This window comes from Klebsiella sp. 18074 (genome assembly GCF_902705905.1).
Lineage (GTDB): Bacteria > Pseudomonadota > Gammaproteobacteria > Enterobacterales > Enterobacteriaceae > Klebsiella > Klebsiella terrigena.
Genome location: NZ_CACSIS010000005.1, coordinates 179695 through 204578 on the forward strand (window position 1 = coordinate 179695; position 24884 = coordinate 204578).

At 59.9% G+C, this 24884-nt stretch carries 24 protein-coding genes and 1 pseudogene; 13 read left to right on the plus strand and 12 right to left on the minus strand.

The window, feature by feature from the left end; genetic code table 11:
• Window positions 1–71: 71 nt before the first annotated feature.
• A complete protein-coding gene (locus GVK32_RS07330) occupies window positions 72–275 on the minus strand; it encodes a DUF2754 family protein (protein WP_159866702.1) in 204 nt (67 codons plus the stop codon).
• 253 nt (window positions 276–528) lie between these two features.
• Here GVK32_RS07330 and GVK32_RS07335 point away from each other — a divergent pair, with 253 nt between their 5' ends.
• On the plus strand, window positions 529–831 hold the full coding sequence (locus tag GVK32_RS07335; RefSeq protein WP_159866705.1) for a DUF2755 family protein: 303 nt from the start codon (window positions 529–531) through the stop codon (window positions 829–831).
• On the opposite strand, the gene GVK32_RS07340 is transcribed toward GVK32_RS07335, so the two are convergent.
• The 3 genes from GVK32_RS07340 to GVK32_RS07350 all read right to left on the minus strand — a co-directional run bounded on the left by GVK32_RS07340 (window position 828) and on the right by GVK32_RS07350 (window position 3805).
• The gene (locus GVK32_RS07340) at window positions 828–1937 is read right to left on the minus strand and encodes a DUF1615 domain-containing protein (RefSeq protein WP_159866708.1); all 1110 of its coding nucleotides are present in this window, start codon (window positions 1935–1937) and stop codon (window positions 828–830) included. The two genes, GVK32_RS07335 and GVK32_RS07340, sit on opposite strands and share 4 nt — an antisense overlap.
• A gap of 18 nt (window positions 1938–1955) precedes the next feature.
• Window positions 1956–3176 (minus strand): peptide antibiotic transporter SbmA, encoded by a 1221-nt coding sequence (gene sbmA, locus GVK32_RS07345; RefSeq protein ID WP_159866710.1) that lies wholly within the window; start codon window positions 3174–3176, stop codon window positions 1956–1958.
• Window positions 3177–3292: 116 nt separating this feature from the next.
• Entirely contained in the window at window positions 3293–3805 is a 513-nt protein-coding gene (locus GVK32_RS07350) for an isochorismatase family protein (protein WP_200842847.1), read from the minus strand.
• Window positions 3806–4026: 221 nt separating this feature from the next.
• Here GVK32_RS07350 and ampH point away from each other — a divergent pair, with 221 nt between their 5' ends.
• A complete protein-coding gene (ampH, locus tag GVK32_RS07355; RefSeq protein WP_128878965.1) occupies window positions 4027–5184 on the plus strand; it encodes a D-alanyl-D-alanine-carboxypeptidase/endopeptidase AmpH in 1158 nt (385 codons plus the stop codon).
• Here ampH and GVK32_RS07360 read toward each other — a convergent pair.
• Window positions 5185–5588 (minus strand): annotated as a pseudogene (locus tag GVK32_RS07360) (helix-turn-helix domain-containing protein); the annotation flags it as partial.
• Window positions 5589–5834: 246 nt separating this feature from the next.
• Between GVK32_RS07360 and hemB the strand changes: the two are divergent.
• Window positions 5835–6809, plus strand: coding sequence for a porphobilinogen synthase (gene hemB / locus GVK32_RS07365; RefSeq protein WP_159866714.1), 975 nt, complete (start codon window positions 5835–5837; stop codon window positions 6807–6809).
• A gap of 155 nt (window positions 6810–6964) precedes the next feature.
• Complete coding sequence (locus GVK32_RS07370; protein ID WP_159866716.1) at window positions 6965–8665, plus strand: lysophospholipid acyltransferase family protein; 1701 nt, start codon at window positions 6965–6967, stop codon at window positions 8663–8665.
• Between the two features lie 54 nt (window positions 8666–8719).
• Here GVK32_RS07370 and tauD read toward each other — a convergent pair whose 3' ends face one another.
• The 6 genes from tauD to mmuP all read right to left on the minus strand — a co-directional run bounded on the left by tauD (window position 8720) and on the right by mmuP (window position 14681).
• On the minus strand, window positions 8720–9571 hold the full coding sequence (tauD, locus tag GVK32_RS07375) for a taurine dioxygenase (protein ID WP_159866718.1): 852 nt from the start codon (window positions 9569–9571) through the stop codon (window positions 8720–8722).
• The gene (gene tauC, locus GVK32_RS07380) at window positions 9568–10395 is read right to left on the minus strand and encodes a taurine ABC transporter permease TauC (protein WP_159866720.1); all 828 of its coding nucleotides are present in this window, start codon (window positions 10393–10395) and stop codon (window positions 9568–9570) included. Before tauC ends, tauD begins: the two co-directional genes overlap by 4 nt.
• Window positions 10392–11159, minus strand: a complete 768-nt coding sequence (gene tauB / locus GVK32_RS07385; protein WP_041144239.1) for a taurine ABC transporter ATP-binding subunit — start codon at window positions 11157–11159, stop codon at window positions 10392–10394. Before tauB ends, tauC begins: the two co-directional genes overlap by 4 nt.
• Before the next feature lie 11 nt (window positions 11160–11170).
• Window positions 11171–12133, minus strand: coding sequence for a taurine ABC transporter substrate-binding protein (gene tauA / locus GVK32_RS07390; RefSeq protein ID WP_041144238.1), 963 nt, complete (start codon window positions 12131–12133; stop codon window positions 11171–11173).
• A gap of 222 nt (window positions 12134–12355) precedes the next feature.
• Window positions 12356–13288 carry a homocysteine S-methyltransferase gene (gene mmuM / locus GVK32_RS07395; RefSeq protein WP_159866722.1) on the minus strand — a complete coding sequence of 311 codons (933 nt, stop codon included), beginning with the start codon at window positions 13286–13288 and terminating at the stop codon, window positions 12356–12358.
• Window positions 13275–14681 (minus strand): S-methylmethionine permease, encoded by a 1407-nt coding sequence (gene mmuP, locus GVK32_RS07400; protein ID WP_076944621.1) that lies wholly within the window; start codon window positions 14679–14681, stop codon window positions 13275–13277. Before mmuP ends, mmuM begins: the two co-directional genes overlap by 14 nt.
• A gap of 236 nt (window positions 14682–14917) precedes the next feature.
• Between mmuP and GVK32_RS07405 the strand changes: the two genes are divergently transcribed.
• The 4 genes from GVK32_RS07405 (at window position 14918) to eutC (ending at window position 20224) form a co-directional block, all read left to right on the plus strand.
• Entirely contained in the window at window positions 14918–16300 is a 1383-nt protein-coding gene (locus GVK32_RS07405; RefSeq protein WP_159866724.1) for a glycoside hydrolase family 28 protein, read from the plus strand.
• Between the two features lie 370 nt (window positions 16301–16670).
• Window positions 16671–18050, plus strand: a complete 1380-nt coding sequence (gene eat / locus GVK32_RS07410; protein ID WP_159866726.1) for an ethanolamine permease — start codon at window positions 16671–16673, stop codon at window positions 18048–18050.
• Between the two features lie 9 nt (window positions 18051–18059).
• Window positions 18060–19433, plus strand: coding sequence for an ethanolamine ammonia-lyase subunit EutB (locus GVK32_RS07415; protein WP_159866728.1), 1374 nt, complete (start codon window positions 18060–18062; stop codon window positions 19431–19433).
• Window positions 19434–19444: 11 nt separating this feature from the next.
• Window positions 19445–20224, plus strand: a complete 780-nt coding sequence (gene eutC / locus GVK32_RS07420) for an ethanolamine ammonia-lyase subunit EutC (RefSeq protein ID WP_159866730.1) — start codon at window positions 19445–19447, stop codon at window positions 20222–20224.
• Between the two features lie 106 nt (window positions 20225–20330).
• On the opposite strand, the gene GVK32_RS07425 is transcribed toward eutC, so the two are convergent.
• Window positions 20331–20507: a hypothetical protein gene (locus tag GVK32_RS07425; protein ID WP_045854146.1), complete on the minus strand. Its 177-nt coding sequence runs from the start codon at window positions 20505–20507 to the stop codon at window positions 20331–20333.
• A gap of 273 nt (window positions 20508–20780) precedes the next feature.
• Here GVK32_RS07425 and GVK32_RS07430 point away from each other — a divergent pair, with 273 nt between their 5' ends.
• The 5 genes from GVK32_RS07430 to phnC all read left to right on the plus strand — a co-directional run bounded on the left by GVK32_RS07430 (window position 20781) and on the right by phnC (window position 24866).
• Window positions 20781–21590 carry an ABC transporter substrate-binding protein gene (locus GVK32_RS07430; protein WP_200842846.1) on the plus strand — a complete coding sequence of 270 codons (810 nt, stop codon included), beginning with the start codon at window positions 20781–20783 and terminating at the stop codon, window positions 21588–21590.
• Window position 21591: 1 nt separating this feature from the next.
• Window positions 21592–22410, plus strand: a complete 819-nt coding sequence (locus GVK32_RS07435; protein ID WP_159866732.1) for an amino acid ABC transporter ATP-binding protein — start codon at window positions 21592–21594, stop codon at window positions 22408–22410.
• Entirely contained in the window at window positions 22407–23159 is a 753-nt protein-coding gene (locus GVK32_RS07440) for an amino acid ABC transporter permease (RefSeq protein WP_159866734.1), read from the plus strand. The genes GVK32_RS07435 and GVK32_RS07440 overlap by 4 nt, the downstream gene beginning before the upstream one ends.
• Window positions 23149–23844 carry an amino acid ABC transporter permease gene (locus GVK32_RS07445; RefSeq protein WP_159866736.1) on the plus strand — a complete coding sequence of 232 codons (696 nt, stop codon included), beginning with the start codon at window positions 23149–23151 and terminating at the stop codon, window positions 23842–23844. The genes GVK32_RS07440 and GVK32_RS07445 overlap by 11 nt, the downstream gene beginning before the upstream one ends.
• A gap of 179 nt (window positions 23845–24023) precedes the next feature.
• Window positions 24024–24866, plus strand: coding sequence for a phosphonate ABC transporter ATP-binding protein (phnC, locus tag GVK32_RS07450; protein WP_159866738.1), 843 nt, complete (start codon window positions 24024–24026; stop codon window positions 24864–24866).
• Window positions 24867–24884: the final 18 nt, after the last annotated feature.

Here is a 24884-nt window from a genome sequence, read left to right on the forward strand (position 1 = left end):
TTGCCCCGGCGACGCAGCGCTTGCCGGGGCGACAGCTTTACGGCCCGGGTGGCCGCGAAACTGTCAGCGCCCTAGACTTGCTCCGCCGGACGACGGCGAATAATAAACCCCGCCAGCCAGAAGCTAATGACCCAGGTCACCAGCCCCACGGCATAGGATTGCCAGCCCTGAGTTTCAAACCCCAGCAGCCCCACCACGCCGTTCAGAATAAAAATTAACCCCAGCGCAATAGCGTAATAGTGCCAGTCACGGCGAATTTTCTCAGTGAGCTTCATGACAACTCCAACGACAAAAAAAACATCTTCGCACAGGTGCAATCCGCGGTCTGTAGCGACGTTGAGAATTATATAACAGTGGGAGATAGCTCTCCCTTTGCCAAACTTTTAGCACGCTCGCAAAGCGGCAAGTTCAGGAATATTCCTGGCCGAAAATTACCAGCAATCTGATACTGGATAGCGCCCCCCGCTGCCAAAATAATCGCCGTGTAGCCGGTGTAAAAACGGCTGAGAAGTGGAGTACGGAGGTTGTATGGCAGAGTTTACCTTTTCAAAAACGCTCTTTGGCAAAAAAAGAAGGAGCCCGCTGACCAGCAGCAATATCGCCTACGGACTGTTTGTGCTGTTCTGCTTCTGGGCCGGGGCGCAAATGCTGAGCATGCTGGTGCACGCACCCGGCGTTTTTGAACACTTAATACAGGTCCAGAACACCCACCACCCGCGCATAGAAATAGGTCTGGCGGTGGGGACAATATTTGGCCTGGTCCCCTTTCTGATTAGCTGCCTGCTGGTCGCTCTTATCGGGCTGTTCCTGCGCTGGCGCACTAATCGCTAACGACGCGCCATGCAGCTGGCGCGCCGCTCATCAACCCGCTTCGCGAACCAGGCGGTCGTCAGATTTCGCGTAATTTTAGGGCTTTCGAGCTGGATCCCGGGGAGTATTTCCCGCGGCACGGCCTTGCCTGCTTTCTTATCCGCAAGGCGGAAAACCTGCTGATAGAGGTCGGTTTTCTCAAATGCCAGGCTGTCGCCTTTCTTCAGCTGACGGTGAATATCGTCATCGCTTATCGCCAGCTGTCCGGCTACGCGCCGCACCGCCAGCTCGGTGGTCCCCGGCTCGTCGCTGTCGTAGCGAATCAAATCCCCGTCCAGCGCCAGCTTCACGCCGCTAACTTTGCTGACCGCATGCTGAAATGCGGCATTGCGGCTGGCGTACCAGCCGGCGTTGAAATCAGCAAAACGATACAGCGGCGCGCTATAGTTCGCCGGATAGTTCAGCAAATGCCGGGTGCCAAACCACAGGCCGCCGCGCAGGCTAAAGACCTCCTTGCGCACGGTGCCCTCCATTTTCCACGGATAGCCGTCGGTGTGCTGCTGGGCAAAGGCGATGCTGACCTGCATCGGGCCGCCGGTATGCACCGGGTTGAGGGAGCCAAACAGAGTCTGGCCCATCGGTACCATGTCGATAAAATCGTCAAAAACGGCGCTCAGCTGCTTCTCCGTTTTCACGCTATCCAGGCGCTCGCTGTAGCTTTTGCCGTTCGGCGAAGGAATTTTTAGCGCGGTATGCACGACGAATAGCGGAATGTGCATTTTCTCCGCCCGGCGGTCTATCTCCTGCCAGGCGATTTTATTCAGCCCCGGCACCACCGGGTCAGACTGATAGTTGGACTCCTGCTGGGCCACCGCGAGCACCGAACAGACGTTTTCTTCCGTCGGCGCCAGCTTCTGGCTTTCGAAGGCTTTAGCTATCGCCTGCGCCCATTCGTCACGGTCCTTCACGCTGGCCGGCATTTTTTGCCGGACTACGGCGGCAACGTCCACGGGCTTTTCGCCTTTTTTTAGCGCCGGCCCCTGATTACTGGTACAGGCGCTGAGAACCATCCCCGCCAGAAGCGTCAGGGAGAGCGAAACGATACGAGTAGAGGCTGCTGCCGCCATAATCCTTCCTTGAGATAATTAACCGAGCGTTTGCGTGACTTCATTCAGCTCTTTACCATCGAGCTCACGCTCAAAGCTGCGCAGACGTTTGTAGATGGACATCAGCTCCACCAGCGTCGTCCAGGAGCTGATCAGGTACTGGAACGAACCGCGAACCTGGCCAAATACGTTGGTTATCTGCGTCATCAGGCCCAGCGTAATCGTACCGGCAACGATCGACGGAAACAGCAGGAACAAACCGAAAACGTTATCGACCTGCAGATAGAGAATGCGCGCGATGTTGAAGTACATGTAGTGGAAATAGAGGCGGAAATAGTTGCGGCGTACGGCGCCGAACAGCTCGCGTACGGTCGGCGGCGTCGCGCGAGCGGCATCGTCTTCACCGTATACCAGCTCTTTACGATAGGCCGCCTCAACGCGCTGGTTTTTAAACTCCAGCCCTGGCAGCTTGATCCCCACCACCGCCAGCATACCGGTTCCCATCAGCGACCAGACGATCGCCGCAATCACCAGGCCATACGGCAGGTGGCCAACAATCGGCAGGTCCGGCACGTGCTCGGACAGGGTGACCAGCACCGGCAGGAAGGCAATCAGGGTCATCACCGCGTTGATAAAACTGACGCCCATATCTTCAAGGGTAGAGGCAAAGCGCATGGTATCTTCCTGCACACGCTGGGCCGCGCCTTCGATATGGCGTAAATGGTGCCAGTGCGCCATGTAGTGTTCGTTCATCGCGGTACGCCAGCGGAAGACGTAGTGGCTGACGAAAAAGTTGTTCATCACGCCGATAATCACCGCAATAACCGCAATCCCGAGGAATACGCCAATTTCTTGATAAAACTGGTTAATGCTGACCTTATGCGGCGTGGCCAGCGCGGCCTGTATCAGATCGTAGAACGGCGCGTACCAGGCGTTGATCGCCACCCCGACTTCCACCAGGAACCAGGTGACGAAGATAATCAGCGACGTGCCGAGGATCGACCAGTACTGCCAGCGGTGCGGGCACCAGGTAAACCAAAACAGGGCGAAAACGCCGACGCAAAACAGGTAGTAGGCGTAAAAAATCAAATAGTTCAGCGACCAGAAGCGCGCGGCGCTGATGGCCACGTTTTGCGATGCGCCGGCTATTCGCAGCAGCCAGTCGCCGCCGCCCGCCTGCCAAAAGATCACCGCCAGCAGCGACCAGATAAAGGCAGAGATAAAAAACGGCCCCGGTTTGGGGAAAAAAGATTTAAACATCATGCTCTCCTGCTAACTTCTTATCATTCTGATTATGCTGTGTACCACGACAATGCCCGCCGCAGAGAAGTGCGGCAAGGAAAGGCGACCGAATTATGAGACCGGATATCAGCAGCTTAGTTCGTGTGCCAGGCGCTAAGAATTGTTTCTGTGGATTTCACGCGTACGGGATTGCCGGGGACGGTCAGCGTACGCCAGACCTCGTTATAGTGGGCAATCAGCGTTTGCGCCTGCGCCGCCGGGCGGTTGGCGGTAGTATGCGCATCTTCGGCGACGGTTAGGGCATAGCCGCGGCTGGCGCCGTTCTTGATGGTGGTATCAACACAATAGTCCGTTGCGCAGCCGCAAATCACAAACTGCGTAATGTCCTGCTCGCTCAGCACCTGCGCCAGGCGGGTCTGGTAAAACGCATCGCAGGCTGTTTTGGTGACAAAAATTGCGTTTTCCGGCTGCTCCAGCTCAGGCAGCAGCGCAAAACCTTCGCTTCCCTCTTCCAGCCCGCCATCCTCAGCATGCTGAATAAAAATCACGCGGTCCGCCGCGCGGGTCAGGCGGTTAATTTGTGCGACGCAGCGCTCACGCTCAATACGCGGGGTCGCAAAAACGCCATTTTGCATATCCACTACCATTACTACCCGTTGAGCAGCCATGTCTCTCTCTCTTACAACCTGATTAACCAAACAATAATCATACGCGTCCGCCGGGTAAAGCGGGTATCGAAAGCGTAAAAAATCGTTTTTTACGCACCGTTACGTTTTTCCGTGAAATATTGTCGTCATTGCGCTTCGCTGTACGCCGCTTCGTAGTATAAATACGCTCTATATCTCTTTTCATAATATGGATACCCCCGTTGAAACGTAGTCTGCTCATTTTTGCTGCGCTGTGCGCGGCGTCGTGGACATCGGTCCAGGCTGCTCAACCGAGCGTCGATCCGGAATTTGCCTCCGATGTTGTCGACCGTTATGCCAACCATATCTACTACGGTAGCGGTGCCACCGGCATGGCGCTGGTCGTCATCGACGGTAACCAGCGCGTTTTTCGCAGCTTTGGCGAGACGCGTCCGGGCAATAATGAACATCCTCAGCTGGATTCCGTTATCCGCATCGCCTCACTGAGCAAGCTGATGACCAGCGAAATGCTGGTGAAAATGCTCGATCAGGGGGTGGTGAAGCTTAACGATCCGCTGAGCAAATACGCTCCGCCGGGCGCTCGGGTACCGAGCTATCAGGGCACGCCGATTACGCTGGTTAACCTGGCGACGCATACCAGCGCCCTGCCGCGTGAACAGCCCGGCGGCGCGGCGCACCGCGCGGTCTTCGTCTGGCCAACTCGCCAGCAGCGCTGGGAATGGCTGTCGACGACGTCGTTGAAAGCCGCGCCCGGCTCGCAGGCCGCCTACTCCAACCTCGCGTTTGATCTGCTGGCGGACGCCCTCTCGAACGCCGCGGGCAAGCCTTATCCGCAGCTGTTTGAAGAGCAAATCACCCGCCCGCTGGGCATGAAGGACACCACCTTTACGCCATCGCCGGATCAGTGTGGCCGCCTGATGGTCGCCGAGAAGGGCGCCAGCCCGTGCAACAACACCCTGGCGGCGATCGGCAGCGGCGGCGTTTACTCCACGCCGGGCGATATGATGCGCTGGATGCAGCAGTTCCTCTCCTCTGATTTTTACACCCGCGGCCAGCAGGCTGACCGCATGCAGACGCTGATCTATCAGCGCAGCCAGCTGACCCGCGTTATCGGTATGGACGTGCCGGGGAAAGCCGATGCGCTGGGCCTTGGCTGGGTTTATATGAAGCCGAAGAACGGGCATCCGGGCATTATTCAGAAGACCGGCGGCGGCGGCGGATTTATTACCTACATGGCGATGAACCCGCAGGCTAACGTGGGCGCCTTCGTGGTGGTCACCCGTTCCTCGCTGACGCGCTTTAGCAATATGAGTAACGGCATCAATGACCTGGTCAGCGAACTCAGCGGCGAAAAACCGCTGGCGGTTCCCGAATCCTGATTAATATTCTGAAGGCAAATGGTTGATGCTGACCAGTTTGCCTTTATCCATCTCGATATAGCCGCCCTTACGCAGAGCAGCAAGCGCTTCAGCAACAACGGAGCGCGAAATACGCGTTTTTTGATGAATATAATTCATAACGCCAATACGGAAACGTAATTGTTCGTCCCAGTCAATCATAGACAGCAGCATTGCGCGAATTTGCTCATAGGAGTTATTACCGATTAGCTGCAGGTCGCGTAGCTCCATAATGCGGTTATGCCATACCAGCCAGTAGAATGCGTCGCGCCACAAATTATTCTGGTCGATTATTTTAATCGCCTGGGAGGAAGGCAGGTGGTAACCGCTGCACTCTCGGTCATTAATTTATATTTCACCTCATTTTTCATTACCCCATCAGCCAGAATGAATAAACAGCTAAAAACCTTCACCCACATTAAATATATAAATCTCATTAACTCCAAAAGCATCCAATAGAAAAAACAAACATCCTCTGAAAATATAAATATTCACCATGCGCACTCCATTCAGGATCCCATTATTATTGCCAGAGCCGTTCGGCGCGGGGAGATTTTAAGCCACTTTCGTAAAACGCCCGCCCTCAGGTTCAGGTATACTGCGGTCTTTCATTTCACAAAATCAGGCAAACCATGACAGATTTAATCACTCGCCCGCGCCGCTTGCGTCAGTCCGCTTCGCTACGAGCCATGTTTGAAGAGACAACACTGAGTTTGAATGACCTGGTGTTGCCGATCTTTGTTGAAGAAGAAATCGACGATTACAAAGCCATCGAGGCCATGCCCGGCGTGATGCGCATCCCGGAGAAACACCTGGCGCGTGAAATCGAGCGTATCGCTAACGCCGGAATCCGGTCGGTGATGACCTTCGGTATTTCCCATCACACCGATGCCAACGGCAGCGATGCCTGGAACGAAAACGGCCTGGTCGCTCGGATGTCGCGTATCTGTAAGGATGCGGTGCCGGAGATGATCGTGATGTCCGATACCTGCTTCTGCGAATACACCTCCCACGGCCACTGCGGCGTACTCTGCGAGCACGGCGTAGACAACGATGCCACCCTGGTGAATCTCGGCAAGCAGGCGGTTGTTGCGGCAGCGGCTGGCGCTGATTTTATTGCGCCATCCGCCGCGATGGACGGTCAGGTGCAGGCTATTCGCCAGGCGCTGGATGCCGCCGGGTTTACCCGCACGGCCATCATGTCTTACTCCACCAAGTTTGCCTCTTCGTTCTACGGCCCGTTCCGCGAAGCGGCGGGCACCGCGCTGAAGGGAGATCGTAAAACCTATCAGATGAGCCCGATGAACCGCCGGGAAGCAATTCGCGAGTCTCTGCTCGATGAAGCCCAGGGCGCGGATTGCCTGATGGTTAAACCGGCCGGCGCCTATCTTGATATCCTGCGCGATATCCGCGAGCGCAGCGATCTGCCGATCGGCGCTTACCAGGTCAGCGGCGAGTACGCGATGATCAAATTTGCCGCTCAGGCGGGCGCCATCGATGAAGAAAAAGTGGTTCTGGAAAGTCTTGGCTCCATTAAGCGCGCCGGCGCGGATCTGATCTTCAGCTACTTCGCCCTTGATCTCGCCGAGAAGAAAATCCTGCGCTAAACCCGCCTTCCGGGCGAGAGGCTCCGCGCGCAGGCCGGGAACTCCCCTGACCTGCGTCGCGCTTTCGGGCCTGACAATGCCGAATCTTCACCCAACTGCAATATAAGCGACACTTCCGCCTTCTACTGTCTGGGCAGGACCGAGGAGGAAGCGCTATGTTTAGTCTCGACCATGTACTCGACGACCTGTGGCCTCAGGCCAGGCCCGCCGCCTGGCAAAAGAAGCTGCTAAAAAAACTGCTCCATGAAGAAGAGTTTCAACAATTTGCCGCCCGCCATCGTCACCTGAAGGGGCTCGACACGGTCGAACAGGTGCTGGAACACCTGAATATTCGCTGCGCAATCCCGGCGCACGATCTGGAACAAATACCTGAACACGGCCCGCTGGTGATCGTTGCCAATCATCCTACCGGTACCCTCGACGGCCTTGCGCTACTCTATGCCGTCTCCCGCGTTCGCCGCGATGTGAAAGTCGTGACCAACCGCCTATTGACCCACCTTGAGCCGCTCAGCTCGTTGTTCATTCCGGTCGATAACATCAACGGCCGTACCGCTAAAGCCGCGCTGCAGCAAATGGATCGCCAGCTGCAAAACGGCGGCGTGCTGATCTTTTTCCCGGCAGGTGAAGTCTCGCGCCCGACGCGCCGGGGGATCCGCGATAAGAAATGGCACCCCGGCTTTATCAAGCTGGCGACCAAATATCGCGCCCCGCTGCTGCCGGTGTGGATCCGCGCGCACAACAGCGCCCTGTTTTACGCCAGCACCCTGCTTTCAGAAAACCTGCCGCTGCTGCTGCTCATGCAGCAAATGTTCCGTCGCCGCAACAGCAGCCTGCCGATCGGCATTGGCCAGCAGATTGCCTGGTCCAGCTGGTATAGCCCGCAGATGTCTCCTCGCGAGCTGGCGGACCGCTGCTATCGCCACGTCGAGCTGATGGGCAAAGGTCTGGCGGGCCTCTTCAAAACGGAAAGCGCCATCGCCCGCCCCGAAGACCGCGCGCTGATAAAACGCGAGCTGCACCGCGCGGAGTGCCTGGGGCACACCGCCGATGGCAAAGCCATCTACCTGTGGCAGCGCAACGGTCAGGACGACGCCCCGCTGCTGCGCGAGCTCGGCCGCCTGCGGGAGATCGCTTTCCGCGCGGTGGGCGAAGGTAGCGGCAAGCGTCGCGACGTCGACGGCTATGACGACGATTATCTGCATCTGATTCTGTGGGATGAGGAAGATCTGGAGATCGTTGGCGCCTATCGCTTTATGCCCACCGCAATGCAGCTGGAAAAGCGCGGGATGGCGGGGATTTACAGCTATAGCCTGTTCCATTACGACCAGCGGATGGACGATATTCTCCAGTACGGTATTGAGCTGGGGCGCAGCTTTATTCAGCCGCGCTACTGGGGACGGCGCGGGCTGGATTATCTGTGGTCGGGCATCGGCGCCTACCTCGCACGCTACCCGCACTATCGCTATCTGTTCGGCCCGGTGTCGATTTCCGGCGGCCTGCCGCCGGCGGCCCGCGATCTGCTGGTGGCCTTCTATCGTCTGTGGTTCCCGGCGACCCACCCGCTGGCGGAATCGCGTCGTCCTTATCCCGCTTCGCTACCGGACGTGCTGGCGCAGTTTAGCGGCGAGGATTATGCCGAGGATCTCACCCGGCTGAAGTCGCTGCTCGGCAATCTTGGCTGCGCCATTCCTCCGCTGTATAAGCAATACTCCGAGGTATGCGAGCCGGGCGGCGTGCAGTTTATCGATTTTGGCAGCGACCCTGATTTCAACAACTGCGTAGACGGGCTGGTGCTGGTGGATTTGACGTATTTAAAAGCCAACCGCTATCAGCGCTATATCGGCACGCATCTATAAAGCGTCATCCCCCGGCCAGCGGCGCGCAGCGCCATAGCCGGGCGTCCCGGGGCGCTATCCCGCCCGGTAATACGGCTTATCGCCGAGGATCGTCGCCCGGTGCATAATGCGCCGCTGCGGCAGATAATCGGCGTTGGCGTAATGCTGGGTCACGCGGTTATCCCAAATCGCCACATCGTTCGGCTGCCAGCGCCAGCGCACCTGAAACTCCGGTTTCGTTATATGGCTAAACAGGAAGCTCAGCAGCGCCTCGCTCTCTTTCTCGGCGACGTCAACAATGCGCGTGGTAAAGCCTTCGTTAACGAACAGCGCCTGCCTGCCGGTCAGCGGATGCGTGCGCACCACCGGATGCAGCAGCGGCGGGTTCTTCTCCACCGCCTCCAGCCAGCGCCGGTGCTCCTCTTCGCTGTTGCGGTATTTATACTCCTGGAACGATTTACGGAAATCATGCTCCGCCCGCAGGCCGCTCAACAGCTGGCGAAAAGGCCCGGAAAGCGCTTCGTACGCCGCCACGCCGCTGGTCCACAGGGTGTCACCGCCGGTGGACGGCAGCTCTTTCGCCGCCAGAATCGCGCCGGCGGGCGGCGTCTCGATGAACGTGACGTCGGTATGCCAGTTGTCGTTATCCGGCGGATTATCGTCATGGGTGTCGAGCACGATAATTTCATCGACGCCCGGCGCGTGGGGATAGACCGGATGAATATGCAGGTCGCCAAAGCGTAGCGCAAAGTCACGCTGCTGCTGCGGGGTAATATTCTGCTCGCGCAGGAACACCACCTGATGGCGCAGCACCGCGTGATACAGCTGCTCAAACTGGTTATCGCTCAGCGGACGCGCGAGATCCACGCCGGCTACCTGCGCGCCAATATAGGGCCCCAGCGGGGTAATGCTCAGACGTTCACTCATTGTACTTCTCCATGCCAGGGCGTCAGGCGGCGCTGCAGCGCACGCAGCCCCAGTTCCAACAGAAACGCAATTATCGCAATCACCGCAATCCCGGCCAGCACCACGTCGGTTGCCAGGAATTCGCCGGCGGATTGCACCATAAAACCTAATCCGCGGGTGGCGGCAATCAGCTCCGCAGCCACCAGCGTCGACCAGCCCACCCCAAGACCAATGCGCAGCCCGGTGAGGATCTCCGGCAGCGCGCCGGGTAAAATAACCAGCCACAACACCTGCGCACGGCTGGCGCCTAGCGACTGGGCGGCGCGGATGCGCACCTGCTGGGCGCTTTTCACCCCCGCCAGCGCCGACATCGCCACCGGGGCGAAGATCGCCAGATAGATCAATAAGATCTTCGACGTTTCGCCGATGCCGAACCAGATAACCATTAGCGGGAGATAGGCCAGCGGCGGCACCGGGCGGTAGAGCTCAATTAAAGGATCGAGAATGCCGCGCACCGTCGGGCTGAGCCCCATGGCGATCCCCACCGGTACGCCGAGCAGCACCGCCGCCAGCAGCGCGATGACGATCCGCGTCAGGCTCGCTGCCAGATGCTGCCAGAGGGTGGCATCCATAAAGCCCTGCGGGCCGGCAATGGTTATCAGCTTGTGCAGCACCTGGCCCGGCGGCGGCAGAAACAGCGGGCTAACCAGCTGGAGCGCCGCGACGACCCACCAGATAGCCAGCAGCACCGCCAGCGTCGCCGCGCTCAGCGTCAGCTGGCGGGAAACCGGCCAGCGCCACTTCAGCGGCCGCCGACGCGGTTTATCGTTGATGACCACGCTCATGAGAAGGCCTCCCGTTGTTCAAATACCCGACTCAGCACGTATTCACGCTGCTCGATAAAGCGCGGATCGGATTTAATGCTGCGGCAGGACTCGCCGGCGACGAAGCGGCGGCCAAAGTCGAGCGGCAGCCGCTCCAGCACCCGCCCAGGGCCCGGCGACAGCAGCACCAGCTCGGTGGCCATAAACACCGCCTCTTCAATATCATGGGTGATAAGCAGGACCTGCTTGCCGGTCTCGTGCCACAGGCCGAGCAGCAGGGTTTGCATCTGTTCACGGGTAAAGGCGTCCAGCGCGCCGAACGGCTCATCAAGGAGCAGCAGCTGCGGGTTCGCCGCCAGCGCTCTGGCGATCCCCACCCGCTGACGCTGGCCACCGGAAAGCTGCCAGATAAAGCGTTTTTCAGCCCCTTCGAGGCCCACCTTCTTCAGCATCTGCGCCGCGGTTTCCCGACGGAGCGCTTTGTCCACGCCCGCCAGCTGCAGCCCCAGCGCCACGTTATCCTGCACGTTACGCCACGGCAGCAGGCCTTCATGCTGAAAGACCACCCCGCGTTCGGCGCCCGGCCCCGTTACGCGCTGCCCTTCAAGGACGATGCTGCCGTGCTGATAAGGCACGAATCCGGCAATCAGGTTCAGCAGCGTGGTTTTACCGCAGCCCGACGGCCCAAGGACCACCAGCAGTTCGCCGCTGTCCAGCGTCAGGTTGATATCCGCCAGCGCCGGTTTGCCGCCGTAGTCGGCAAAGAGATGCGAGATTTGCAGCATCGTGACCTCCTTTATTTCACAAAACGGTCGGTGACGTACTGGCTGTAATCGGCGCCGGCATCGGGTACTTTGCCCTGCTCTTTGAGGAACTTAGCCGTATCGATAATCGCTTTGTTCACCGGCCCGTTCAGCTCCTGCGCCTGCTGCGCCGCGGTCAGGTAGGTATTGCCCTTCACCAGCCCGGGGACGTCCGCATCCGGCACGCCGCTCAGGCGCGACAGTTTGCTGATATTTTCCGGCTGCTTCAGCCACGCATCCGGGTTAGCGATGTAGGGCTGCTGGGCGTCGATTGCGCTCTTCGCAAAGGCTTTCACAATCTCAGGGTGCTTCTCGGCAAAGTCTTTACGCACCACCCACACGTCCAGGGTTGGCGCGCCCCACTCGCCGACCTGCGACGAATCGGTCAGCACCTTGCCCTCTTTTTCCAGGGCATTGACCGCAGGAGCCCAGACGTAGGCGCCGTCGATATCCCCGCGCTGCCAGGCGGCAATAATCGCCGGCGGCTGCAGGTTGATAATCTGTACCTGGCCCGGCTTGATGCCCCAGTGCTTCAGCGCCGACAGCAGGCTGTAGTGGGTGGTGGAGATAAACGGCACCGCGATACGCTTGCCGATCAAATCTTCGGGTTTGGTAATGCTCTTTTTCACCACCAGCGCTTCGGAGTTACCGAGCTTTGAGGCGAGGAGGAAGACTTCAATCGGCACCTGCTGGCTGGCGGCTACCGCCAGCGGGCTGGAGCCGAGGTTGCCAATCTGGACATCGCCGGAGGCCAGCGCACGCACGATGCTCGCCCCGCTGTCGAACTTGCGCCAGTCAACGGTCGCCCCGCTCTCTTTGGCAAAGGTATTGTCCGCCTGGGCGACTTTCGCCGGCTCGGCGGACGTTTGATACGCCACGGTGACGTTGACCGCCTGGGCCTGAAAAGCGGCGAATGCCAGGGCGGCGAAAAGTGTAATGCGCGATGCGTGTGCCATAGTGTCTGCTCCCCTTCGTTGTTATGGGTGCAGTATTTCCGGCCTGATGCGTTTGATGAAGTAATTAAAAATTCTGGCTAATAGCCAATCGTCATTAGAAAAAAAGCGGCAAAAGATAGTTAAAAACGGGGATTGAGAAGCGGGAGCGCTGGCCCCGGCAAGCATTGCGGGGGCGAGGAGGCGCCCGGCCGGCGGCGCGCTGCGCCGTAGCCGAGCTATCGGTCAACGTTTAGCCGCCAGGGCGGCAATATCTTTCGGCGTGGTGCGACAGCAGCCGCCAATCAGTTTTGCCCCCGCCGCCAGCCACTGCGGCAGATACTCGCTGAGAGCAACGCAGGACTCGCCGTGATGGTGCCAGGTTTTGCTCACCGCGTCGTAGTGTTCCCCGGAGTTGGGATAGACCACCAGCGGCAGCGCGGTCAAACCGTGCAGATGCTGTAACGCGGCGGTAGTGTTCTCCAGGGCAATACAGTTAATGCCCAGCGCCACCACCTGCGGAGAGTCCGCAAGCGCCGCCACCACTTCGCTCAGCGGCGTGCCGTCGCTGAGATGCCCGGCGTCGCGCAGGGTAAACGAGAACCAGGCGCGAGCGCGCGGGTACGCCGTCAGCAGCGCCGCCAGCGCCTTAATTTCGGCAAATGACGGCAGGGTTTCGCAGGCCAGCAGATCGGCTCCGGCATCGAGGAGCGCTTCCACGCGCGGGCGATGGAAGGCCTGAAACGCTTCCGTGCTGCGCTGGTAATCACCGCGATATTCCGAACCATCGGCGAGATAGGCGCCGTACGGCCCCACCGAACCGGCGACCAGCAGCGTGCCGGCCTGCGGGTTTTCCGCGAGACAGGCTTCCCGCGCCTTGCGCGCCAGCTCAACGCTTTTTCCGATCAGCGCTTTCGACTGCGCCTCATCCAGCCCGCAGGCGGCGAAGCCCGCCGGGGTGGCCTGATAGCTGGCGGTGATCGCGACCTGCGCGCCGGCGCGGAAATAGTCCAGGTGCACGTCGCGAATCAGCTGCGGATTTTCCAGCAGCATCCGCGCTGACCACAGGCTATCGGCCAGATTACAGCCGCGCGCTTCCAGCTCCGTCGCCATCGCGCCGTCGAGCAGCACAAAGGGCTCGCGGGCGAGGATAGAGGTTAACGGGTTATTCTGCGACATGCTGTTGCTCCCTGTTGAGTTGTCGTGAGTGGGTCAGATACCAGGCACCATAGCACAGCGCCACGAAGGGGATCCCGCACCACAGCGCAATTCGCTGGCTGGGGTCAAACGCCAGGCCCACGCAGGCCACCAGGCATAAAATGAATCCCAGCACCGGCACCAGCGGATACCAGGGCGCGCGATAGTGCAGCTCGCTCAGGGCTTTACCCTGCTGGAGATGGCGACGGCGGAACATAAAGTGCGAGGCGCAGATGCTGAGCCACACCGCCACCACCGCAAAGCCGGAAATCGCCGACAGCGCGACAAACACCGTATCTGGCGCAATTACGCTGGAAAACAGCGCCAGCACGCCGCCAAGCATGCTCACCGACAGCGCGGTCAGCGGCACGCCGTTTTTGTTCACTTTGGCAAAGCACGCCGGCAGGGTCCGCTCGTTCGCCAACGACCACAGCATCCGCCCGGAGGCGTAGAGGCCGGAGTTGGCCGCCGACAGGATCGCCGTCAGGATCACGAAGTTAAAGATATCCGCCGCGTAGGGGATGCCCACCTTTTCAAAGACCAGCACAAACGGGCTTTTCTCCACTCCCGCCTGCTGCATCGGGATCAGCGCCGCCAGCACAAACACGGTGCCGATAAAAAAGATAATCAGCCGGGCGATGGTGGTACGAATGGCGATCGGGATGACCTTATGCGGGTTTTGCGTTTCACCCGCCGCGATGCCGATAAGTTCGGTCCCGGAGAAGGCGAAGTTCACCGCTACCATGGTCATCAGGATCGGCAGGCCGCCGTGCGGGAACCAGCCTTCAGAGGTCAGGTTACGCAGCCCCGGCGCCGGCGAGCCGTCCTGCATCGGGATAATGCCGAATATCGCCGCCCCGCCGAGAATAATAAAGGCGATGATGGTGATGACTTTGACCAGCGAAAACCAGAACTCACCTTCGGCAAAGAAGCGGGTAGAGATGACGTTGAGGAAGAAAATCACCGCGCAGAACACCACGCACCATACCCACACCGGCACCTGCGGAAACCAGTACTGCATACAGAAACCGGCGGCGGTAAAGCTCGAGCCGAGCGCCACCGTCCACGTCAGCCAGTAGAGCCAGGCTACCGTGTATCCCGTTGCCGGGCCGAGATAGCGGGCGGCGTAGACGTGAAACGCGCCGGTCTCCGGCATCGCCACCGACAGCTCGCCGAGGCACTGCATCACCAGCCAGACCACCAGCGCGCCAATCAGATAGGCCAGCAGCGTTCCCGCCGCCCCGGTGGTTGAGATGATATAGCCGGTATTAAAAAACAGGCCGGTGCCAATCACGCCGCCCAGCGAGAGCATGATCAGGTGGCGGGTTTTCATGGTGCGCTTCAGCGGCTCACCCTGCTGTGGTGTACTTTGCATATTACCTTCTAAACGTATGGACATCTAAACATCCAAAGAGGTGCAGTTATACCGCGCCGTAGCTGAAATTGCAAAACAAGCGCCGCTTTCCACGCCGTTTTTCGGGCGTTTGCACGAAAAATAAGCGCGTGTTCTGGGCATTTAAATGACAAAAAGCAAAACGTGATCGCTATAAATACAAAAATAAAACAATGTTGCTATTTTTACAAAACACAACACCTAAAAAGGATAATCAGATGACAACCCGCCCCTTTCCTCTGTTGGCTGCCGCCGCTATCGTCGGCGCTATCCCCTTTCACGCGGCTCTCGCCGCCAGCGCGGTGACGTTCGCGGATAGAGTCTGCGACATCACTCAATACGGCGCAGAAGGCCACCGCCTGCAGATTGCCCTGAATACCGACGCCATTCAAAAAGCGATCGATGACTGCGCCGCCGCAGGGGGCGGCACGGTGCGGGTCCCGAAGGGAAACTATCTGACCAATCCGCTGTTTTTGAAAAGTAATATTCGGCTCAGGCTGGAGAAAGACGCGACTCTCGTCGCCTCAAGCGAAGTCGCAGCCTGGCGCGGAGATGAAAAAACGCAATATGCCGCAGCGGAAAACGGCTGGCTGCCGTTTATCAGCATCGCCGATGCGCAAAACGTCGCTATCGTGGGTGAAGGGACCATCGACGGCCAGGGAGCGGTATGGTGGGAGCGCTGGCGAGAAAATATTCGCGCCAGCGGCAAGAAAGGCGGCACCGACCGGCCGCGGCTGATCTACATCACCCGCTCAAGCAACGTGCTGATCGACGGCGTCACCCTCACCCACTCTCCCAGCTTCCACATCGTTACCCGCTACGCGCACGATATCGACATTAACGGTACGCGAATTTTATCCCCGTGGCATGCGCCGAATACCGACGCTATCGATCCTATCGACAGCCAGAACATCCGCATCACCAACAACTATATCGACTGCAATGACGACCATATCGCCATCAAAGCGGAGAAAGCCGATCCGCGCTTCCCTGACGGGGTGGTCGATAATATTTATATCGCCAACAATACGCTCAGGCAGGGGCGCGGTATCTCTATTGGCAGCGAAAGCGCCGGCGGCGTCAACAACGTGCTGGTGGAAAACAACACCTTTGAAGGCTCAATGTACGGCATTCGCATTAAGAGCCCGCGCGGCAAAGGCGGCGAGGTGAAAAATATCGTTTACCGCAACACCACCATGCATAACGTCGAGGTGCCGCTGGTCTTCTCCGCCTACTACAAAGCCGCGCCTATCGTGCAGGCCGAGGTCGACAAACAGCTGCAGGCCGGAGGATTTACCCTCGGCGAGCAGATCTATCCGCCGGACAGCGACCCGAAACAGCCGTTCGACAAATATAAAACCCCGCACTTCAGCCATATCACCGTGGAAAATTTAACCTCCACCGGCGATAGCAAAGCGGCGGCCTATATTATCGGCACCCCGGAGGCGCCGCTGAGCGGGTTCCACTTTAGCAACGTCAACATCGAGGCGACCCGCGGTCTGCGCATTCGCCACGCCGAGCTGGAGACCCGCGGCCTCAACCTGAAGGTAAAAGAGGGCCCGGTGATTCAACAGGACGCCGGCGCCATCGTTCGCGACTAGCGCTACATTTGTGGGCAGCTGCACCAGAGCGCATATCTTTGCGCGCGCAGGCTGCCCTTTTTTGGATCGTCCCACGGCTAACCCCCCGCGTTTATCAGGGCTCTGACCTGGCACTCTCTTTGCAACCCTCCACATATCTGAAATACCAGGTTCACCAGGCGTCATTGTTGCAGGCAGTTTGGGCATGGACAGCGCGCAAAAACCGGAGCGTACACGTAGTACGTGAGGATTTATTCGCTGCGCTCACCCTGCGGGCCGCCCTAAAGGGCGTTCAAAATACTCGCGTATTTTGTTGAGCACTGCCCAGGCCTCAACTGGCAAATAAAATAGCGTGGTGAGCCGGGTAACTTTATCTGGCGAGGTCGCAAAAATGACAGAGCACACCACAACGCTAAAAAGAACGCTCGGCAGTTTCCGCCTGTGGGGGATTGCCGTTGGGCTGGTTATTTCCGGGGAGTATTTTGGCTGGAGCTACGGCTGGTCCCAGGCCGGGACGCTGGGATTTCTCATCGTGGCGCTGGCGGTTGCCGCCATGTACTGCGCCTTTATTTTTAGTTTCACCGAGCTGACGACCGCGATCCCCCACGCCGGCGGCCCGTTCGCCTACGCCTACCGTGCTTTTGGCCCGACCGGCGGCTTTATTGCCGGCTTCGCGACGCTGATTGAGTTCGTCTTCGCCCCGCCGGCGATTGCCATGGCGATTGGCGCCTACCTCAACGTCCAGTTTCCGGCGCTGGACCCAAAATGGGTGGCCTGCGGCGCCTACGTCATCTTTATGACGCTGAACATTCTCGGCGTCGGCATTGCCGCTACCTTTGAGCTGATTGTCACCCTGCTGGCGATTTTCGAACTGCTGGTGTTTATGGGCGTAGTCGCTCCGGGCTTCTCGTGGAGCCACTTCACCGCCAACGGCTGGGCCGGGGCGGAGAGCTTCAGCGGGCTGGCGCTGCCGGGAATGTTCGCGGCCATTCCTTTTGCCATCTGGTTCTTTCTGGCTATTGAAGGCGCATCGATGGCCGCCGAAGAGGCTAAAGATCCGCAGCGTACCATCCCCCGCGCGCTGGGCGGCGGGATCCTGACCCTTACCGTATTGGCGATCGGCGTCATGGTGTTTGCCGGCGGCGTCGGCGACTGGCGGGCGCTCGCTAACATCAACGATCCGCTGCCGCAGGCGATGAAAATGGTGGTCGGCAGCAGCAGCGGCTGGCTGCATATGCTGGTATGGCTGGGGCTGTTCGGCCTGGTGGCGTCGTTCCACGGCATCATCATGGGCTACTCCCGGCAGATCTACTCCCTGGCGCGGGCCGGCTATCTGCCCGCCGGCCTGGCAACGCTCAACCGCCGCACCCGCACGCCGCATCTGGCGATCCTCGCCGGGGGCGTGGTGGGCATTGCCGCTATTTTCTCCGACTCGCTGATCACCATCAGCGGGATGCCGCTCACCGCCTGCATCGTCACGATGTCGGTATTTGGCGCTATTGTTATGTATATCACCTCGATGGCGGCGCTGTTCAAGCTGCGCCGCAGCGAGCCGAAACTGATTCGCCCGTTCCGCGCGCCGCTCTATCCGTGGGCGCCGGCCTTCGCCCTGGCGATGGCGGCGCTCTGCCTGGTGGCGATGGTCTGGTATAACACGCTGCTGGCGCTGATTTTTGCGGCCATGATGCTCGGCGGCTACCTGTGGTTTCGTAAAACCGCGGCGGCCCGCGAGCGCGCGCCGGTGGATCCGCAGCTGCGTATAGTCTCCTGAGGAGGCGGCATGTATAAAACAACGCTATCAGGCCAGGTCTGGCGCTTTGATAGTCTGAAGACGCTACTGGCGAAGGCCTCTCCGGCACGTTCCGGGGATGCCCTCGCCGGCATTATCGCCGAGAGCGCCGAAGAGCGGATGGCGGCGAAAATGGCGCTGGCGGAGGTGCCGCTAAAGGCGATCCTCGACAGCCCGCTCATCCCCTACGAGCAGGACGAAGTCACCCGGCTGATTATCGACACTCACGATAGCCGTGGCTTCGCGGCGATTAGCCACCTGACGGTGGGCGACTTTCGCGACTGGCTGCTTGACGACGCCACCGATACCGCCACCCTACAGCAGGTGGCGCGGGCGATAACCCCGGAGATGGCGGCCGCGGTCAGCAAGCTGATGCGTAACCAGGACCTGATCCTCGCCGCCAGCAAATGCCGGGTAACCACCCGCTTTCGCAATACGATAGGCCTGCCGGGGCATCTTAGCGTGCGTCTGCAGCCCAACCACCCGACCGACGATCTGAAGGGCATCGCCGCCAGCATGCTCGACGGCCTGCTGTACGGCGCGGGCGACGCGGTTATCGGCATCAACCCGGCCAGCGACAGCCTGCCGGTGCTGGCGCAGCTCAACCATATGCTCGACGATATCATTCAGCGCTTTGCGATCCCCACCCAGTCCTGCATTCTGACCCACGTCACCAACACCCTGCAGCTGATTGAGCGCGGCGCGCCGGTGGACCTGGTCTTTCAGTCGGTGGCGGGCACCGAGGCGGCCAACGGCGGCTTCGGTATTAATCTGGCGCTGCTGCAGGAGGCCAGGGAGGCCGCGCTGAGCCTCAACCGCGGCACCCTCGGCAACAACGTGATGTATTTTGAAACCGGCCAGGGGAGCTGTCTTTCGGCTAACGCCCACCACGGCGTCGCTCAGCAAACCTGCGAAGCCCGCGCCTACGCCGTCGCCCGCCATTTCGATCCGCTGCTGGTTAATACCGTGGTGGGATTCATCGGCCCGGAATATCTCTATGACGGGAAGCAGATTATTCGCGCCGGTCTCGAGGATCATTTCTGCGGCAAGATCATGGGCCTGCCGATCGGCTGCGACGTTTGCTATACCAACCACGCCGAGGCGGATCAGGATGACATGGACACCCTGCTGACCCTGCTGTGCACCGCCGGGCTGACCTTTTTAATCGGCGTTCCCGGCGCGGACGATATCATGCTCAACTACCAAAGCACTTCGTTCCACGATGCCCTGTACGCCCGCCGCCTGCTGGGCCTCAAGCACGCGCCGGAGTTCGCCGCCTGGCTGACGAAAATGCAGATAACCCACCCGGACGGCGCGCTGCGCCTGACCGACGCCCGCCATCCTCTGCTTTCCGTGATGGCGTAAGGAGAACCGGTATGAATCGCCCCGACGCCTGGAACCCGCTACGTGAATTCACCGATGCGCGCATCGCGCTGGGCCGCAGCGGTGCCAGCCTGCCAACCCGCGAGGTGCTGAATTTTGGCCTCGCGCACGCCCGGGCGCGCGACGCCATCCACCAGCCGTTTGACAGCGAAGGGTTGATATCCCCGCTGACGGAGCTGGGCCTCTCGTCGCTGACGGTGCACAGCGCCGCCGCCGATAGGCATATCTATCTTAACCGCCCCGATCTGGGGCGACGACTGAACGATGAGAGCCGCGCGGACCTCGCCGCCAGCGGCGCGCGTCCCGCCGACCTGCTGCTGGTCATCGGCGACGGGCTCTCCTCTTACGCGGTGCAGCGCCAGGCCCTGCCGCTGATCCGCGCCCTGCAGCCCTATCTGCAGACGCTGGGGCTGAGCCTCGCACCGGTGGTGCTGGCCCATCAGTCTCGGGTCGCGCTGGGGGATGATATTGGCGAAACGCTGCGGGCCCGCGCGGTGGCGATACTGATTGGCGAACGGCCGGGGCTTTCGTCACCGGACAGCCTCGGGGTTTACCTGACCTGGCAACCGCATCGTCAGCGGCTGGAGTCGGAGCGCAACTGTATTTCGAATATTCGCCCGGAAGGACTGGGCTATGATGCCGCCGCCTTTAAGCTGGCGTGGCTGCTGGAGCAGGCTTTTCTGCGCCGGCTGACCGGCGTGCGTCTGAAGGATGAAAGCGATAATCCGGCACTGCATGGCAGGGTGAAACCCCTGGTCATCGGGGAAGATTAAAGCTGCTCGGGGCTGCGGCAGATGAGTTCGGTCGCCGCAACCGCAAGCAGCCTTGTGCTACACAAAGCACACCTCGTTCCAGTAGGCTTCACGCGTCCTGCGCCGCTCAGTATGTTTTATCATGGCGAAACCACCGCGTTTCAACATTCCCCATATCAATGCCGTACAGGCTGGCGACCGGTAATATGGCCTCCATCATTCGCTGGGTATCCTGCTGTCCGGCTTCAGCGTGAGATAGCGAAGCCAGCCAGCGCGTCATTCGTTGCCATAGTGCGAGTTTCATTTTTTCCTCCGTCGGGAAGCGTTTTGCCTGGGTCTATTTCAACCACAGCCTGCGCCGCTCGGGAAATATCAATTCCGTCTTTTCAATCCCGGAAGATGCATATTACGCGTCTTCTCCAGAGCCGCCGGGCGGGCGCCGCCCTGCGCCAATACCCATGAACTTGCTAAGTTCTTTTTTGCTATAGATAAGAACTTTTTCTTCTTTGCCGTCAGCGGCCAATCTATGGGAGCGTAATAACCACAAAACATATACAGGGACTTAGGGGATATAATAATGCGCAAGACAAAAACAAAAATTGCACTGGCGCTGGGCATTCTGGTGCTTGCCGCGCAGGCTCAGGCCGACCAGCTGGCGGATATCAAAGCCGCAGGGGTAGTAAAAGTCGCCACCTTCGACGCCAACCCGCCGTTTGGCTCGGTTGACCCGAAAACGCACCAGATCGTCGGCTATGACGTTGATTTCGCCCAGGCGCTGGCTAAATCTCTCGGCGTGAAGCTGGAGCTGGTCGCCACCAACCCGGCCAACCGCATTCCGCTGCTGCAGTCCGGTAAGGCCGATCTGATCGTCGCCGATATCACCATCACCCCGGAACGCGCGCAGGTGATTGATTTCTCAACGCCGTACTTTGTCACCGGCCAGCAGTTCCTCGTGCCGGCTAAATCGGCGGATAAGCTCGACGACTACAGCAAAGCGCGCATCGGGGCGGTAAAAGGCACCACCGGCGAGCAGGCGCTACACCAGCGCTTCCCGCGGTCGCGCGTGCTCTCTTATGACGATATTCCGCTGGCGCTGACCGCGCTGCGTAACGGCAACGTGCAGGCGATTACCCAGGACAGCACCATTCTCGCCGGCCTGCTGGCGGAAGCGCCGGATAAGACCAACTTTAAAATCATCCCCGACCTGCTGAGCAAAGAGGAGATCGGCGTCGGCGTGAAGAAAGGCGAGCCGGCGCTGCTGAAGGCGGTGAACGACGAGCTGGTGAACCTCGAGAAATCCGGCCAGGCGGCAAAAATTTACGACGTCTGGTTCGGCCCGGCGACCAAAACCCCACAGCCGCGCGCGTTTACCATAGAAGCTAAATAATATGTTATCGGGTTTATTTTCACGCTCCGCGGCCTCGGCCGCGGATTTTTCACATCTGCAGAATGCCAGCATCGAACTGCGTAAAGCGGCAAAAAGCTACGGCGATCATCGGGTGCTTAACGGCGTCGATCTGCAGATAAATCCAGGGGAAGTTGTGGCGATCCTCGGCCCTTCCGGATCGGGGAAATCAACGCTAATCCGCCTGATCAACCAGCTCGAAACCCTGAGCGACGGCGAGATCCTGATCGACGGCAGGCCCACGCGTCAGCTCACCGCCGCCGCGTTACGCCAGCTGCGCAGCCGCGTCGGATTCGTGTTTCAGCAGTTTAATCTCTACGCCCACCTGACGGCGCAGGAAAACATCACCCTGGCGCTGGAGCGCGTGCACGGCTGGGCAAAAAATGCCGCCCGCCAGCGGGCGCTGGAGCTGCTGCAGCAGGTGGGGCTGGAGGATAAGGCCAGCCAGATGCCGGCCCAGCTCTCCGGCGGCCAGCAGCAGCGCGTGGCCATCGCCCGCGCCCTCGCCTCTTCGCCGCAAATTATTCTGTTCGACGAGCCAACCTCGGCGCTCGACCCGGAGATGATCGGCGAGGTGCTGCAGGTGATGAAAAACCTGGCCCACAGCGGTATCACCATGGTGGTGGTCACCCACGAGATGCAGTTTGCCCGCGAGATTGCCGACCGGGTGGTGTTTATCGACGGCGGCGATATCCTCGAAGTGGCGCCACCGGCGGAGTTTTTCGCCCGCCCGCAGCACGCCCGCAGCCGCCGCTTTCTGCAAAAGGTGCTTAATCCGCTGCACCAGGAGGGCCTCGAGTGACGCCGATTCTCGACTGGCACGGCGTACTCAGCGGGCAGCCGCTGCAGTGGATCGTCTCCGGGTTTCTCACCACCGTATGGGTCAGCGTTGCCGGGATGGCGCTGGCGACCGTGCTGGCTATCCTGCTGCTGGCGCTGCGCCTCGGCGGCGGCAGGCCCGGGTGCTGGCTGGTGGCCTGCTGGGTTTCGCTGTTCCGCAACACCCCGCTGCTGGTGCAACTGCTGTTCTGGTACTTTGCCGCCTGGAACCTGCTGCCCCTCGGCGCCCGCGATTTTATCAACGCCGACCACGCCTGGTCGATTCTGCCGGGTAACGTCTGGTGGCTGACGCCGGAGTTTATCTGCTCGATGTGGGGACTCGGGGTCTTTACCTCGGCGTTCCTGATCGAAGAGATCGCCTCCGGGCTGCGCGCCGTCGGCAGCGGCCAGCGGGAGGCGGCGGTCTCGCAGGGATTTACCCCGTGGGGCGAGCTGCGCCATATTCTGCTGCCGCAGGGGCTGGCTAACGCCTGGCAGCCGATTGTCGGCCAGTATCTGAACCTGATGAAGCTCTCGTCGCTGGCAAGCGGCATTGGCTTTGCCGAACTGACCTATCAGGTGCGGCAAATTGAAAGCTATAACGCCCACGCGCTGGAAGCCTTTGCCGTCGGTACCGCGCTGTATCTGGCGCTCGGCGTGGCGATGGGGCTGCTGCTAACGCGCCTCGGCCCGGGTAATAGTCCGCACAGGAGAGCCCAGCATGAACGCTAATCTGGCGGTTATCGCCGACAATCTCGATTACCTGCTGTGGGGACGCCTGGCTGAAGGCATTCCCGGCGGCGTGGCCCTGACGCTGATGATGGCGGTTGGCGCAGCGGCGCTGGCGCTGCCCGGCGGGGTTTTACTGGCTGGAGCCGCCTGGCGCTATGGCGGAGCCGTCCGTCGGCTGCTGTTTTTGTGGGCCGAAATCATTCGCGGCATTCCGCTGATTTTCGTCATTTTTTGGCTCTGGTATCTGCTGCCGATGCTCACCGGCAGCGATCTTCCCGGCGCCGTGACGGTGACCCTGGCGCTGGCGTGGTTTACCGCCGCCTCGGTAATGCACTCGGTGCTGGCCGGCCTACAGTCGCTTCCTGCCGGCCAGTATGAGGCGGCGCGGACGCAGGGCTTTTCCGCCGGACAGGCGCTGCGCCTGATCCTGCTGCCGCAGGCGCTGCGCAACGTGCAGCCTTCGCTGGTGGGGATTTTTATCGGCCTGCTGAAGGATACGTCGCTGGCGTTTATCGTCAACGTCCCGGAGCTCACCACCGTCGCCGGCCAGGTGAACAACCGCGTCCAGATCTATCCTCTGGCCATTTTTGTCTTTATCGGCGCGGTCTACTATCTGCTGTGCTGCGGCCTGAGCCTGCTGGCAAGCCGCCGTTTTCGCTGGCGCAAGCGGCTGAAGCCGGCATAAAAATCGCCGCCGCGCCCGGCGCGCTGCCTCCCTGCCCTTCGTCATCGGAGGGCACTATTTTCACCCTTTCCTCGGCGACAAATCGCTACCGTTCACTATTTGTTCGCCTTAGCGTCATATAACGATCATATAAAACGCTATTAATAGTGCCCAGTTTAACGACGAACCTGGACGCTGTTATGAATAGTTCTCTCGCGGCGGTAACCGATACCGATTACCCACAATTTAGTCAGCCAGATACCGATCGGCAGCGGAAAGTCTTAAGCGTGCGCGGCCTGAGCAAGTCCTACAGCGCGCAGCAAACCGTGCTGGACGGCATCAGTTTCGATCTCCACGCCGGCGAACTGGTAGGCGTTATCGGCCGCTCCGGCGCGGGCAAATCAACCCTGCTGCACGTGCTTAACGGCACCCACAGCGCCACCAGCGGCGAGATCCTCAGCTATCCGGAAGTCGGCACGCCGCGCGATGTCGCCAAACTCAAGGGCCGGGCGCTGAACGCCTGGCGTAGCGAATGCGGGATGATTTTCCAGGACTTCTGCCTGGTGCCGCGCCTTGATGTGCTGACAAACGTCCTGCTCGGGCGCCTGAGCCAAACCTCGACGCTGAAGTCGCTGTTCAAAGTCTTCCCCGATGTCGACCGCGCGCGCGCGATCTCCCTGCTCGAATGGATGAACATGCTGCCGCATGCGCTGCAGCGGGCGGAAAACCTCTCCGGCGGGCAGATGCAGCGTGTGGCTATCTGCCGGGCGCTGATGCAGAACCCCGGTATTTTGCTGGCCGATGAGCCGGTCGCCTCTCTCGATCCGAAAAATACCCAGCGCATCATGAACGTGCTGCGCGAAATTAGCGCACAGGGCATCAGCGTGATGGTCAACCTGCACTCGGTCGAGCTGGTGAAAGAGTACTGCACGCGGGTTATCGGCGTGGCGCGGGGCAACATTATTTTTGACAACCATCCCTCTCAGCTGAATCAGGATATTCTGCATCGGCTGTACGGTGATGAAATTAGCCAATTGCATTAATTTCCACTCACACGGGCA